At 63.7% G+C, this 12,472-nt stretch carries 15 protein-coding genes and 1 pseudogene; 5 read left to right on the plus strand and 11 right to left on the minus strand.

Going from position 1 to position 12,472, the window contains the following annotated elements; all coding sequences use genetic code 11:
- Positions 1-26 precede the first annotated feature (26 nt).
- Positions 27-851 carry a PfkB family carbohydrate kinase gene (locus AC2W7L_RS04160; RefSeq protein ID WP_486003393.1) on the plus strand — a complete coding sequence of 275 codons (825 nt, stop codon included), beginning with the start codon at positions 27-29 and terminating at the stop codon, positions 849-851.
- 120 nt (positions 852-971) lie between these two features.
- Here the strand turns inward: AC2W7L_RS04160 and AC2W7L_RS04165 are convergent, their stop codons facing one another.
- On the minus strand, positions 972-1,226 hold the full coding sequence (locus tag AC2W7L_RS04165) for a type B 50S ribosomal protein L31 (RefSeq protein ID WP_009375892.1): 255 nt from the start codon (positions 1,224-1,226) through the stop codon (positions 972-974).
- A 177-nt stretch (positions 1,227-1,403) separates the two neighbouring features.
- On the opposite strand from AC2W7L_RS04165, the gene AC2W7L_RS04170 reads away from it, so the two are divergent.
- Positions 1,404-1,955, plus strand: a complete 552-nt coding sequence (locus tag AC2W7L_RS04170) for a YbaK/EbsC family protein (RefSeq protein ID WP_486003394.1) — start codon at positions 1,404-1,406, stop codon at positions 1,953-1,955.
- Positions 1,956-2,000: 45 nt separating this feature from the next.
- On the opposite strand, the gene AC2W7L_RS04175 is transcribed toward AC2W7L_RS04170, so the two are convergent.
- The 5 genes and pseudogenes from AC2W7L_RS04175 to AC2W7L_RS04195 form a co-directional block, all read right to left on the minus strand.
- The gene (locus AC2W7L_RS04175) at positions 2,001-2,771 is read right to left on the minus strand and encodes a phosphatase (protein ID WP_486003395.1); all 771 of its coding nucleotides are present in this window, start codon (positions 2,769-2,771) and stop codon (positions 2,001-2,003) included.
- Between the two features lie 120 nt (positions 2,772-2,891).
- Positions 2,892-3,317 carry a type II toxin-antitoxin system death-on-curing family toxin gene (locus AC2W7L_RS04180; protein ID WP_486003484.1) on the minus strand — a complete coding sequence of 142 codons (426 nt, stop codon included), beginning with the start codon at positions 3,315-3,317 and terminating at the stop codon, positions 2,892-2,894.
- 24 nt (positions 3,318-3,341) lie between these two features.
- Entirely contained in the window at positions 3,342-3,857 is a 516-nt protein-coding gene (locus AC2W7L_RS04185) for a virulence RhuM family protein (protein ID WP_486003396.1), read from the minus strand.
- Positions 3,858-4,069: 212 nt separating this feature from the next.
- Positions 4,070-4,447: pseudogene (locus AC2W7L_RS04190) on the minus strand (TrmH family RNA methyltransferase); the annotation flags it as partial.
- 73 nt (positions 4,448-4,520) lie between these two features.
- Positions 4,521-5,087 (minus strand): TetR/AcrR family transcriptional regulator, encoded by a 567-nt coding sequence (locus AC2W7L_RS04195; protein WP_486003397.1) that lies wholly within the window; start codon positions 5,085-5,087, stop codon positions 4,521-4,523.
- A 369-nt stretch (positions 5,088-5,456) separates the two neighbouring features.
- Here AC2W7L_RS04195 and AC2W7L_RS04200 point away from each other — a divergent pair, with 369 nt between their 5' ends.
- Positions 5,457-6,050: a dihydrofolate reductase family protein gene (locus tag AC2W7L_RS04200; RefSeq protein ID WP_486003398.1), complete on the plus strand. Its 594-nt coding sequence runs from the start codon at positions 5,457-5,459 to the stop codon at positions 6,048-6,050.
- A gap of 354 nt (positions 6,051-6,404) precedes the next feature.
- On the opposite strand, the gene AC2W7L_RS04205 is transcribed toward AC2W7L_RS04200, so the two are convergent.
- On the minus strand, positions 6,405-6,917 hold the full coding sequence (locus AC2W7L_RS04205) for a hypothetical protein (protein WP_486003399.1): 513 nt from the start codon (positions 6,915-6,917) through the stop codon (positions 6,405-6,407).
- 226 nt (positions 6,918-7,143) lie between these two features.
- Positions 7,144-7,764 (minus strand): TetR/AcrR family transcriptional regulator, encoded by a 621-nt coding sequence (locus tag AC2W7L_RS04210; RefSeq protein WP_486003400.1) that lies wholly within the window; start codon positions 7,762-7,764, stop codon positions 7,144-7,146.
- Between the two features lie 131 nt (positions 7,765-7,895).
- Between AC2W7L_RS04210 and AC2W7L_RS04215 the strand changes: the two genes are divergently transcribed.
- Entirely contained in the window at positions 7,896-9,179 is a 1,284-nt protein-coding gene (locus AC2W7L_RS04215; RefSeq protein WP_486003401.1) for an erythromycin esterase family protein, read from the plus strand.
- 34 nt (positions 9,180-9,213) lie between these two features.
- Positions 9,214-9,885 (plus strand): DUF998 domain-containing protein, encoded by a 672-nt coding sequence (locus AC2W7L_RS04220; protein ID WP_486003402.1) that lies wholly within the window; start codon positions 9,214-9,216, stop codon positions 9,883-9,885.
- Here the strand turns inward: AC2W7L_RS04220 and AC2W7L_RS04225 are convergent.
- From AC2W7L_RS04225 to AC2W7L_RS04235, 3 genes are read right to left on the minus strand one after another with little or no spacing between them, the layout of a single operon-like run.
- Positions 9,870-10,808 (minus strand): TrmH family RNA methyltransferase, encoded by a 939-nt coding sequence (locus AC2W7L_RS04225; protein ID WP_486003403.1) that lies wholly within the window; start codon positions 10,806-10,808, stop codon positions 9,870-9,872. The genes AC2W7L_RS04220 and AC2W7L_RS04225 overlap by 16 nt on opposite strands.
- 25 nt (positions 10,809-10,833) lie before the next feature.
- On the minus strand, positions 10,834-11,670 hold the full coding sequence (locus AC2W7L_RS04230; RefSeq protein ID WP_486003404.1) for a sulfite exporter TauE/SafE family protein: 837 nt from the start codon (positions 11,668-11,670) through the stop codon (positions 10,834-10,836).
- A 2-nt stretch (positions 11,671-11,672) separates the two neighbouring features.
- Positions 11,673-12,458 (minus strand): ABC transporter ATP-binding protein, encoded by a 786-nt coding sequence (locus AC2W7L_RS04235; protein ID WP_486003405.1) that lies wholly within the window; start codon positions 12,456-12,458, stop codon positions 11,673-11,675.
- Positions 12,459-12,472: the final 14 nt, after the last annotated feature.

Raw genomic sequence — 12,472 nt, forward strand, 5'->3', positions numbered from 1 at the left:
CGAACGCTTTACCTGAAAGGACCACAATGACCGCAAAGGTGCTCACCGTCGCCGGATCCGACGTATCCGGAGGAGCCGGACTCGAAGCCGACCTGAAGATGTTCGACGAATACGGTGCCTTCGGCACTGCCGCCGTCACCTGCATCGTCACCTTCGACCCCAATGACGGATTCGCCCACGTCCTCGAGTTCATCGAACCAGAGGTCGTCACCCGTCAGCTCGACTCGACGATGGCCGTGCACGAGTTCTCTGCCATCAAGTCCGGAATGCTCGGCTCCGTCGATTCGGCTCTGGTCCTCGCCGAGAAGCTGAAGACCAACGATCTGCCGTACGTCTTCGACCCTGTGCTCGTGTGCAAGGGCGCAGGCACCATGGTCGACCTCAAGGATCTCTTCGTCGAGAACCTCGTACCTCTGGCCACCGTCGTCACCCCGAACCTCGAAGAGGCCGCGACCCTGGCCGGGGTCGGCCCCATCGACTCCGTCGAAGGCATGGTCGAGGCCGCGAAGATCATCCACGGGCAGGGTGCGAAGAACGTCGTCGTCAAGGGCGGAGCCCGTCTCGCCGGAGACGATGCCATCGACATCCTCTTCGATGGTGAGAACGTGACGACTCTGCGTTCGCGCAAGGTCAACAACAAGCTCGTCAACGGCGCAGGCTGCTCCTTCGCTTCCTCGATCGCGGCGGGCATCGCCACCGGTCTGGACATCAAGGACGCGGTCGTCTCCGCGAAGGAGAAGGTCGCTCACGGAATCGCGAACTGCCTCGACAACGCCACCGGCGTCGCCTCGCTCTACCATCCGGCGGCTCGGGTGAGTCCCTCCCCCGAGGTCTCGGTCACCGTCGACTGATCACTGCTGCCGTAGCTGCGTCCCCGCGGGGACGGCAGCCAGTCCGCAGACAGCAGATTGCCCCCGCACACCATTCGGTGTGCGGGGCAATCTGTATGAAGCTGTTGGGAACGCCAGAGATCAGCGCTTGCCGAAGCCCTTGTAGCGGTCCTTGAACTTCTCCACGCGGCCGGCGGAGTCGAGGATGCGCTGCTTGCCCGTGTAGAACGGGTGCGAAGCGGACGAGATCTCGACGTCAATCACGGGGTAGGTGTTGCCGTCTTCCCACTCGATGGTCTTGTCGCTCTTAGCGGTGGAGCGGGTGAGGAACTTGGTGCCGGAAGCCAGATCGTTGAACACGATCGGCGCGTATTCCGGGTGGATGTCCTTCTTCATTTTCTTACCTCTGCTGAATTCTTTCAGGCGCCTGATATGGGTCCGACCCATCTGCCAGTGCCCGAATTCGTCTGCTGGACACGCTCCGAACCGTAGGAACCGGACACGGAGCGACAGTCAATTCTAACTGATGGGCCCGGACAAAGCGATTCGACACGGATCTCCTACACTGTGGCCATGACCACGAAGGAACGCCTGTCCACTCAGTTCACCCTCCAACCCGCCGACACCGCTCCGGAGCTCATGGCCGAATCGACGGCCGCCGCCCTGCCGACGGTCTCCGGCGATGTCGAGGTCTTTGCCATCGACCCGCAGATCGCAGACACTGCGTCTCTCCTCGGGGCCACGGATCTGCCGCCGGCCACCTCGGCGAACTGCGTCCTCGTCGCCGGTTCTCGAGGCGGCGAGGAGCGCATCGCCGCATGCATGGTGCTCGCGAACACGCGGGCCGATGTCAACAAGCGAGTCAAGAAGCTCCTCGACGTCCGCAAGGCGTCGTTCCTCCCGCTCGAGCGTGCCGTCAGCGAGTCCGGGATGGAGTACGGCGGGATCGGACCGATCGGACTTCCGGAGAACTACCGGGTGCTCATCGATTCCCGCGTCGCTGCGGCCGACGAGCTCATCATCGGCTCCGGAATCCGCGGCTCCAAGCTGTTGCTCTCCGGCTCCACACTCGCGTCCCTGTCCGGCGCCGAGGTGATCGAGGACCTGGCCAACGACATCGAGTGACCGTGTCGCTCAGTCCAGTCCCACCGGCCTGTCAGCTGCCGACCGTCAGTTCAGTCCCGCGCGTTCGATGACGAAGTCGATGAGCGGGGCGTAGAGGTTGGGCACGACGTCGTCATCGAGCGGGATGGTCGCCTCGATCTGTCCCTGTTCCTCGGCGACGAAGAGGGCCGGATCGTTGCAGTCGGCGTAGCCGATGGTCCGCAGTCCCCTGCTCGCGGCGGCTCCGGCCCACCCATGGTCGGCCACGACGAGGTCGGGAGCCGATCCGCCGCGGGCGGCGACATCATCGAGCAGGGCATGCATCGGCTCGGCCAGGTGCGTGTGCGGGCTGCCGCCGTGCAGGTGCCAGGTCCACACGTTGTTGATCTGTCGGACGTCGCCCCCGATCTCCGGGACCGGGATCAAGTGGTCACGGGTGTCGATGACGGCGCCTGCCGACTTCGCTGCGGCGGCAATGGCCATGTGCACGGGCAGCAGTCCGGCCGGATGACCGGTGGCAAAGAGGATGCGTCCACCTGCCCGCGTGACCTCACCGACCGCCTCCGCGAGTCTCTCCAAAGCGTCGATGCAGGCGTCAGTGGAGATCGTGTCCACGCCTACGACGAAGTCGAGATCGGGCCGCAGACCACAGCGCTCGACCATCAGCGCGAACACCGAATCATAATCCCAGTTCCGGGTGAGTTCGACGCCGAAGTCGAACTGGCGCTCCTGGTCGAGGAAACGGTGGATGTGCGAGAGGTTGTTCTCTCTCGGAGTGGCAACCTCCCCGGTGATCCGTCCAGCTTCCAGGGCATGGGCTAACGTGCTGCGGTCCACTGATCTCCTCGTTCGGGGCTTTCAGAGCCCGGTTCGGCTCGTCCCAACTCTATCCGTATGAGTTGAACGTAATGGAAATATCGGCCCGAGAGGGCCAGCTGCGCCGACACCCCTTCGCGGCTATTCTTCGTAATTCGATCCATCGACCACGGGCGTGAGCATCCGAATGATGAGTGCGATCATCAGTTCCTTCTCCGCGGGATCGCTCAACGCGACCAGGAGGGTCACTGCGGCAAGCGTGTTGCTGTCGATGCGTAGGCGCCCTTCTCTGCCGAGCAGCAGTGCGTTCCGCTCAAGGAATACAATGAACAGAGCTGCTGCGCTAGGTTTGTTCCCGTCGGCGAGCGGGTGATCCTTGACAATGAAATAGAGCAGGTTCGCAGCCTTCTCTTCGACAGTTGGATAGAGCTCCACATCACCAAATCCTTGATAGATCGCGTTCACCACAGATTCCAGTTGGTTCCCTCGTTCTCGACCGAGTAGACGGTCGGCGGGAAACTCGCGGGCTAACCGAGCGATAACTGAACGAGCTTCTTCGATTGTCAGAGTCCAATTCGGGACCGAAGTGGCCTAAGAAGCGATGTCTCCCTCATCGAACTCACGGAGAAGAGTGATGCCGGGAAGATAGACAGAGAGAACATCAACGACTCCTGCGACCATTTCATCGTTCGCACGTGAGAGTACGTTGACTATCGACCCCAACTGAGCCAGCCGCTCCTCGTTGACTGCGTAGCCAGCTACCAAATAGGCACGCAGCCGTTCGGTAGCCCAGATGCGGAATTTGGTTGCAATCCGGCTCTTCACCCGATAGCCGACTGAGATAATTGCGTCCAGATTGTAGTGAGCGACCCTTCTGCTCACTTTCCGAGAACCCTCTTGCCGAACCTGTAAGAATTCCTTACGGGTTGCCTGCTCGACCAGCTCACCTTCGGAATAGATGTTCTTCAGATGCATAGTGATGTTTTCTCGAGACGTCTCGAAAAGGTCGGCGATCTGCTGCTGGGTCAGCCAAACAGTCTCTCCGTTGAGACGTACTTCGATCGACGTTGACCCGCCATCGGCGCTGTAGAGCTCAATTGTGTCCATGACAGAACTCTAGAGTGCGGTACTGACTCAACCTCTGACTGAAACGAAGGAGGCAAACGCAGGAAGTCCGCTATCAGCCACCTTGGACTGCTCAGTCGTCAGAGTCTTGTGGACGGCGGAGCAGTCGGTGATGGACTGCGCGGGTTTCGAAGGTCAGCCGACAACTGACACGACTCACCCCTCCTGCAGGGCGAAGCAGGTGACCGCCGAGGCGCCGCGACGTTGAGGGAGTCCACTCCCCCGCTCATGGGGATCATCACGGTCGAATCGCAGGCGGCGATCGTCGATCTCTTCAAGCCGTCTCCTTCGGTGCCGAAGACGACAGCCGTGCGTTCTGCTGCGGTGGCGGCGAATTCCCGCAGGCTCACCGAATCATCATCGAGTGCCAGAGCCGCCACATGGAATCCGGCCTTCTGAAGTTCGGCGATCCCGCCGGGCCAGGTCTCGATGCGCGTCCACGGCACCTGGAAGACCGTGCCCATCGACACCCGGATCGACCGGCGATAGAGCGGATCGGCGCAGCGCGGAGTCACGAGCACGGCATCGGCACCGAACGCGGCGGCGGAGCGGAAGATCGCACCGACGTTGGTCGGGTGTTCCAAACTACGCGCTGTGCCGATGAAGGCACATGGGGCATTCACCCCCACTTTCTGAGTTCTAGATTCAGATGAGTCGTTCGACGGCGCGCGCGACGAGTTCGTCGGCCTCCTGTGCGGAATAGACCTCCGGCAGCGTGAGCCGCTCGACGATCAGCCAGTTCAGCGCCATGTGCAACAATCGCACCGACGTCGAATCACCGGGCAGGCCCGAGGCCTTGTGAGCGGCGACGTTGGCAGCAAGGTCGCCGCGGACGCTATCGGTCAGCACCGTCCGCAGCTCGGTACGGCGAGTGGCTTCGAGCCGGAGCTCGAGCAGAGCCAAGTAACCGGATCGGAAACTGGCGACCCGGCGGACGGTTTCGTGCATTGCGTTAGCGAACTTCTCCCGATCCTGCTTGCCGGTGAGATGGTTGGCGATGGTCTGCTCGTCGGGCTGGACCCGCTCGTACACGCGGGCAGCGGCCTGGGTGAGCAGGTCGTCGCGGCTGGTGAAGTAGTTCGATGCCGTCCCCGGCGGCACGGCGGCTGTACCGTCGACCGCCCGCAACGTCAGGCCCCGCGCACCCTGCCCCGCGAGGACCTCGATGGCGGCGTCGACGAGTGCCGCTCTCCTCTCATCGTTCCTCCGCATATTGACACCACTCCAATCGCAGTAGTAACACTCAAACCACTCTGATCATAGTACTTTACATGGAGTGACAATGGTCGCCTCTTGTGGAGCTCTGGAAACCGCTGATCATCGTGCATGCGCTCGCACCGAGCTACTCGGTTCTGCTCCGTCTGGCGCAACTGGTGCGCCGCACGAAAACCGGGCTCACTGTCCGCTGGGACACGTCTGGGCCGGGAGGATGCTGTTCAAGTGTCGTCGTTCGGATCCTCAACGCTGGCCAATTCAGTCCGCTGCACGTGCTGGCGGCCGAAGGGAGGACGTCTCCACTTCGGATCCCGCGCAGCATCAACATCGAGCCGCACTGAGCGGAGCGAATGGAAAGGAGTCTTGATGCGCAAGCTCGTCTATTACATCGGCGTGTCCATCGACGGCCGCATAGCGGGTCCACACGGCGAAGTGGACTTCTACCCCGTCGGCGAGGGCGCGGACGTCGCCACGTACATGGACTGGGTCAACCAGCGCTACCCCGAGACAGTGCCCAGCCAATACCGCCAGCAGGCCGGGCTCGAAGCCGCGCCGAACAAGCGCTTCGACACTGTGGTGATGGGCCTGAACACGTACCACGTCGTGCTCGATCAGGGGACGGCCAGTCCGTACACGCACATGCGTCAATACGTGGCCTCCGCATCATGCGACCGGATCGAGGAGCCTGCTGTGACGCTGGCCCCCGATGCCGCAGCGCTCGTGCAGGAGCTCAAGCGCGAAGAGGGACTGGACATCTGGCTCTGTGGCGGCGGCCGGCTGGCCGGCTCGCTGCTGCCCGAGATCGACGAGCTGATCGTCAAGCGCTACCCCGTCGTGGCCCGTGCCGGTCCGACCCTCGTCGAGGGCTATTTCCGCCCCACGGAGTTCACCGCTGCGGACAGTAGGACGTTCCCGAACGGGGCCAATATCACGTGGTACGAGCGCCGAGCCGAGTGCTGATCTGGTTACCCGCGGCGACTCCGGCGCGGCCCAGGAGTCGATCGCGCAGGCACGGCAGCCAGCACAACTCAAGCGGGACGGCGAGGCCGGAATGCTGGCAGCGTTGCGATGCAACGGGGGTAACGGTCTCGCTGGCAGCGCGGGCAAGATTGACTCGAACTGCTCCCGCCCGTTGGGGCTGTCGAACCGCCCGGGTCCGCTTGGCGGTCCGCCCAGGGAACAATCACTCGTTCAGTCCGGTCCATCTCACTCGCTCCACAAACCCACCAAGGGGCTCGTCAATCCTCACGAAATGGGGTCTGCGGGGACTGTCACGCATTGACGCAGCTGAACGCGGTGATGTCCCTGAGGCCTTCAGCGGGGAGCGTGCTGGATTCGCTGGGCGGCGAAGAAACTTCGCACGCTCGGCGGTGCCCACAGCAGCACGAGCATGAGCAGATGCAGCAGGTCGGTGGGAATCGCGATCCACAGGAAGACGCCGCCCATGGTCGCGGAGTACAGGCTCCCTGCGGTGGCGACGGCCAGGCATGCCGTCAGGGTGATCCGTGCCCACTGCCGACCGCGCAGCACCTTCGGGGTCAGCCACACGAGCACGATCAGATCGAGCAAATGCAGCACGATCGAGTAGATCATCACGAAGACGACGACGCGGCCCATCCACTCCTCGCTAAGCGTGCCAGCGGCCTCCCGTTCGATGGTCGCGATGAGCTTGGACTGGTTGGCGAGCATGAGGATCGGCAGGCTGATGAGCAGCACGATGCTGGCCCCGATGCCGACCACCAGCCAGCGCAGCGCCGCCGGGACGCGGGCCGACTGATGGATGTGCCCGGCCTCGGACGTGGTCGACGGCTGATTGGACGATGCCACGGGTATTCCTCCTCAGGATTTCCTGTTCTTGCTCTCTCGGAACGCCCAGTTGTCGTCGCCGCCCGAACGGCGGTCGCGCGTCCAGGCCAGACGGTGAGCGTCAACGGCACGCCGGTCAGCCGGAAAGACACGGCGGCGTACACGGGCGCGCACACCGGTGCCGCGACCGCTACGCAGCGCCCCCGGCCATGCGGTGTCCATCTGTCACGCACCCAGCATGATTGCGTCACGTTCCCTGTTCCCGGCGCAGCCCCGCCAGGAGGCTCACCAGGCCTCGGTGGAACTCCTCATCCGGATCGAGCCCGCGGGCGAGACCGGCCGACTCGACCAGATGAGGGAAGTCTTCCTCGGGCAGTTCGACCATGGCGGCCGTCCCCGCACCGGACACGGAGCTCAGCCGCTGCGCCTGGATCGCCCCGACGAGGAAGTGCACGATCGCACGCTGCGCCACGACGCGGTCGGTGCCGCGAAACCCCGCGTCGGCGAGGAGGCTGAGCATCGTCTCGATCCAGCGCACGGAGCTCGGCGTATCGTGCCGGTGCTGCAGCAGAAGGGGGACGGCCTCGGGGTGCGCCCCGGCCTCGGCTCGGACTCGTCCGACCAGCTCGACAACCTGGTCCTCCCATGGGGCCTCGTCCACGTCGAGCTCGACGGACGCCCAGATGCGATCCACCACCAGGCGTTCCAGCTCCGAGCGGTCGTCAATGTAGCGGTACAGGGCCATTGCGCTCATCCCGAGTTCCCGCGCAACGCTGCGCATCGACAGCATGGCGTGGCCCTCCCTCTCGAGCACGGCCAGCGCCGCATCCGCGATGTCGGTTTCGGTTCGAGACTTCGGTCGGGGCATTGACGTTCCAGACTGAGCAGGCGTAGATTACAGGTTAGGAGTACAGTGTACACCTACGAAGCCTCGGACGCCGTCGTCGTCATTGGCGAGAAGCCGTCCGAACACGCGCCTATTCCTCGCGGAGGTTGCCGATGACAACACTTGCCCCAAAGACGCTGTCAGAATGGATCACCACGAACGGCACACCACAGTCACACCTCGATCCAGAGGCCCCGCTGGACGAGCTTGAGCCCGTATCCGAACTGATCGGTGAGGCGCGCGTCGTCGCCCTCGGTGAGAGCTCTCACCATACCTCGGAGTTTTACCAGATACGGCACCGGATCCTAAGCTATCTCGTCGAGCACCACGGATTCACAGTTCTCACACTGGAAGCACCGTTCGCCGAGGCCGAAGTGGTCTCCGATTGGGTACATGGTGGCCCCGGCGAGGTCGAGCGCGTCGCATCCGATGGGATCGCGATGTCCCTGGGCGACGCCCCGGAGATGTATGAGACCCTCCGCTGGCTACGGGCCCGCAATATGAGCGGGAGTTCGCCGGTGGACTGCGTCGGTATCGACTTGCCCGGTTCGATCGGCTCCCCCCTGGCGGCCCTGGAACGAATCGCACCCTACCTGCGTAAACACGACCCCGCATCCGGCCCCACACTGGACCGCGCTATCGAACTCGTCAGCCGATATCACGACCGCTTGGCCACCATGGTCCTGGGCAACTACGCCACCCTTCCGGAGCACGACCGTGATGAGCTGAGCAGCACTCTGAGCGAACTCGTCGCCCGGACCGAGCGAATGACCAGCAGTCGACGCGTCGCCGGCAGCGCTGCCGAGCATGCCGAGGTAGTGCACCACCTGCGCGGCGCGTGGCTCGTCGACCAGGTCCACCGGTCCTTCCTCAGCGAAGACATGGGCATCGCCTCGACGTTCCGCGACGTCTACCTGGCGGAATCGGTCCTGCGATCGCTCAACGAGGACCCGGCGGCCAAGGTCGTCGTCGCGGCTCATAATTGGCACATCAAGAAAGAGCCAGAACGTGGCGACGACGGGCAACTGCTCTACCCAGCTGGATACCATCTGGCCGCTGCCCTGGGCGAAGACTATCGGTCAATCGGCCTCACGGCCCGCGCCGGACGGACCGCCATCACCAACGGTGCAGCACTCGACGGCTCAGGGGCGTTCCCCTTCCAGGAAGCACCCCAACCGAAACCGGAAGCCGACTGCGTGGAGTCCGCCTTCGCCGGGGATGCTCCCTGGACGCTGGTCGACCTGCGGAAGGCAGCGCCAGAGGTGAACGATGCGGAGCGTTTCAGACGCATGAGAATGGCCGACTACTTCCTCGAACAGCCGGCGTTCGAGAGCTTCGACGGCCTGGGTTGCGTCGCCAGAACGTCGGGAACTCTGTACACCCGATCGGCCAGATGAAATCCTCGCCGTATACACCCGAAGGATGGCTGCCATGGTCATTGACGCGCAACCGGCTCCGACCGTGACTATTCGACTCGGAGCGCTGATGTGGGCAGTACAACCTTTGTACATCGGGGCCGAGCTCCTCACCGCGACGGCTGTAACCACCTCTTACAGCCTGATCAATAATACGATCAGCGATCTCGGAGCGACCACATGTACATCTATCGGGTATTCGTTTGGCCAGGTTCCGGTCTGTTCCCCGTGGCACCTACTTCAGAACGTCTCGTTTGTCGTGTTCGGCCTGCTGCTCGCGGGAGGAGCGCTTCTTCTCAGGGGTTGGCCGCGGAGAGGGCTGGCGGCCAGCACGACGGTGGTGCTATGGGTTCTCGCCGGGCTCAGCTCGATTGCGACCGGACTCGTCCCACTCGACCGGGACCTGGAATTGCACGCCGTCATGTCTCTGCCGGTTTTCCTCGCTCAACCGCTGGCCCTGCTTACCGCCAGCTTTGTTTTGCGGCATCGACCAGTGCTCGCCCGCTCTACTCTGGCCGTCGGATTTGTGTCACTGGTAGCAACGGGCGTTTACCTCGCCCGCGTTGGCAACGCCGAACTCGGCGGATTGTTCGAGAGACTAGCACTGTGGCCAGCCTACCTGTGGCTCCCAGTCCTCGCCGTCGTCGCCTATTGCGACAGCCGTCAAGACGGCTACTTCGTCGCGTAGAACGCCACCGCCGCCGCAGCAGCGACGTTCAGCGAATCCACCCCGGCCATCATCGGGATCGTCACCCTTTTGTCGAGCCGCTGCTCAGTCGCCCGAGTCAATCCATGACCCTCGGACCCGAAGACCAGAGCGAGCTTCTCATGGTCTTCAGCGACCAATTCCTCCAAGGTGATCGCCCCCTCGCCCAGCGTCATGCCCGCGACGACGAACCCTGCATCCTGGAGAGTACCGATGCTCTCTGGCCAAGGATCGATCCTTGTCCAAGGGACCTGGAAGACCGTGCCCATCGACACTCGGACAGCTCGCCGGTACAACGGGTCGGCGCAACGCGGAGTCACGAGGACCGCATCGACGCCCATCGCGGCTGCACAACGAATTAGAGCACCAACATTCGTATGGTCGACGATGTCCTCGATGACGACGATGCGCCGGGCGTCCTCGACCAAGGAGGCGACCGGGGACAGGACGGGACGACCCATCGCGGCCAGGGCGCCTCGGTGGAGGTGGAATCCGGTCAGCGTTTCGACGGCGGCATCTGTGCCGATGAAGATCGGCACATCGCTGACAGAAATGATGTCGGCGAGATCGAACAGCCATTTCGGGCTGGTCAGGAAGGAACGGGGTGACAGTCCGGCGGTGTGAGCGCGGCGGATGATCTTCGAGGATTCGGCGATGAACAGTCCCTCGGCGGGTTCGCGGACGCTGCGCAGGGCGACATCGGTCAGCTGCGTGTAGTCGCGCATTCCCTCGAGTCGCCCGTGCAGACCATCGCCCGAGCCGACCCCTGACTTCCCGGCCTCCGCACCGTCGGCAGTCAGGTCCGCTTCGTCGAAGAAGCGCAGACGCTCGACGGCGATCCCGAGTTCGGCGGATCGGTCGATGACCTGCTGGCGGGTCAGAGGTGCCTTGGCCGGCGTGTTCACAGCACTCCCCAGTTCACAGCTCCACTCACAGCGTGACGATCCTCCAGATCGCGACGAGGCCGAGGATGACGATGACCGTGCGCAGCAGCACCGGTGAGAACCGCCGGCCGATTCGCGCCCCGAAGTACCCGCCGATGAGGGAGCCGATGGCGATGCAGATCACGGCGATCCAGTTGATCCGGTCGTGGCCGACGATGATGTATGTGCTCGCCGAGACCGTGTTGACGACGAGGACGAGCACGTTCTTCAGACCGTTGAGACGCTGCAGATCGTCGGGCAGCATCAGACCGAGCAGGGCGATGAGGATGATGCCCTGGGCGGCGGCGAAGTAGCCGCCGTAGATCGCGGTGAGGAAGACGACGAGGAGCACGGCGATGTAGCGGCCCGTGGACAGTCGATCCCCCACCGAGGCGGCCCGATGCTCGACGCCGGCAGCCTCGGCCCGGCGTAGGGACCGATGCTTCAGATACCGCGAGAGATACGGCTGCCCCACGACCATGATCAGAGCCACGACGAGGAGGACGGGCACGATCGTCTCGAACGCATCCTCGGGCAGGTGCAGCAGCAGATACGCCCCGGTCAGCGACCCGAACAGTGAGGCGGGAACGAACCCGAGGATCCGCTTCCATTGCCCCCGCAGCTCTTCGCGGTACCCGAACGAGGAGGCGATGTTGCCGGGGATGAGACCGACCGCATTGCTCATCGTCGACACCACCGGCGGAACTCCGAAGGCGACAAGTGCCGGGAAGGTGATGAGAGTTCCGGAGCCGACGACGGCATTGATGCCACCCGCCGCGATTCCGGCGACGATGACGAGGCCGATCTGCCACGGCTCGAGGCTCAGGTGCGCCAGGAACTCCATGCTCAGAGGGCGGAACGTGCGTGGTAGCGCTGACCGTCCCGGGTGAGCTTGACGTCGATGCCGAAGGTCGCAGCGAGATTCTCCGCAGTCAGGGTCTCCTCGATCGGACCTGCAGCAAGATCGGTGCCCTCGGACAGCAGCAGCACGTGAGTGATGCCCGCGGGAATCTCCTCGACATGATGGGTGACCATGATCGTCGCCGGAGCCCACTTCGACGACAGGATCTCCGAGAGCGCACCGAGCAGCTCCTCACGCCCTCCGAAGTCGAGTCCGGAAGCGGGCTCGTCGAGCAGCAGCAGCTCCGGGTCGGTCATGAGTGCACGCGCGATCTGCACGCGCTTGCGCTCGCCTTCGGACAGCGTGCCGAAGGTGCGATCGGCCAGATGCGTGATGTGGAACGCGGCCAGCAGATCACGGGCACGTTCGATATCGTCCTGCTCATACTCCTCCACCCAGCGCCCGGTGACGCCGTAGGCGGCGGTGAGGACGGTGTCGAGGACCGCTTCGGAACTCGGAATGCGGTTGGCCAGAATCGTCGAGGCATAGCCGATGCGCGGACGCAGTTCGAACACATCGACGCGCCCGAGCTGCTCCTCGAGGATGGTGACCGTACCCGTCGTCGGATGCATGCGACCGGCCGCGATTTCGAGCAGGGTCGTCTTGCCCGCACCATTGGGTCCGAGCACCGCCCAGTGCTCGCCCTCGGCGACGGTCAGCGAGAAATCGTCGAGGAGGAAATTGGTCCCCCGGCGCACGGACACAGAATCCAGATTCAGGACTTCACTCATATCCTCAGACTCTA

This window comes from Brevibacterium sp. LAARM3_SD1, from assembly GCF_057364765.1.

Excerpts from the sequence above, each read along its gene's own strand:
- AC2W7L_RS04160 (WP_486003393.1), top strand. The coding sequence starts at position 27 with ATGACCGCAAAGGTGCTCACCGTCGCCGGATCCGACGTATCCGGAGGA.
- AC2W7L_RS04165 (WP_009375892.1), bottom strand. The coding sequence starts at position 1,226 with ATGAAGAAGGACATCCACCCGGAATACGCGCCGATCGTGTTCAACGAT.
- AC2W7L_RS04170 (WP_486003394.1), top strand. The coding sequence starts at position 1,404 with ATGACCACGAAGGAACGCCTGTCCACTCAGTTCACCCTCCAACCCGCC.
- AC2W7L_RS04185 (WP_486003396.1), bottom strand. The coding sequence starts at position 3,857 with ATGGACACAATTGAGCTCTACAGCGCCGATGGCGGGTCAACGTCGATC.
- AC2W7L_RS04195 (WP_486003397.1), bottom strand. The coding sequence starts at position 5,087 with ATGCGGAGGAACGATGAGAGGAGAGCGGCACTCGTCGACGCCGCCATC.
- AC2W7L_RS04200 (WP_486003398.1), top strand. The coding sequence starts at position 5,457 with ATGCGCAAGCTCGTCTATTACATCGGCGTGTCCATCGACGGCCGCATA.
- AC2W7L_RS04210 (WP_486003400.1), bottom strand. The coding sequence starts at position 7,764 with ATGCCCCGACCGAAGTCTCGAACCGAAACCGACATCGCGGATGCGGCG.
- AC2W7L_RS04215 (WP_486003401.1), top strand. The coding sequence starts at position 7,896 with ATGACAACACTTGCCCCAAAGACGCTGTCAGAATGGATCACCACGAAC.
- AC2W7L_RS04220 (WP_486003402.1), top strand. The coding sequence starts at position 9,214 with ATGGTCATTGACGCGCAACCGGCTCCGACCGTGACTATTCGACTCGGA.
- AC2W7L_RS04230 (WP_486003404.1), bottom strand. The coding sequence starts at position 11,670 with ATGGAGTTCCTGGCGCACCTGAGCCTCGAGCCGTGGCAGATCGGCCTC.
- AC2W7L_RS04235 (WP_486003405.1), bottom strand. The coding sequence starts at position 12,458 with ATGAGTGAAGTCCTGAATCTGGATTCTGTGTCCGTGCGCCGGGGGACC.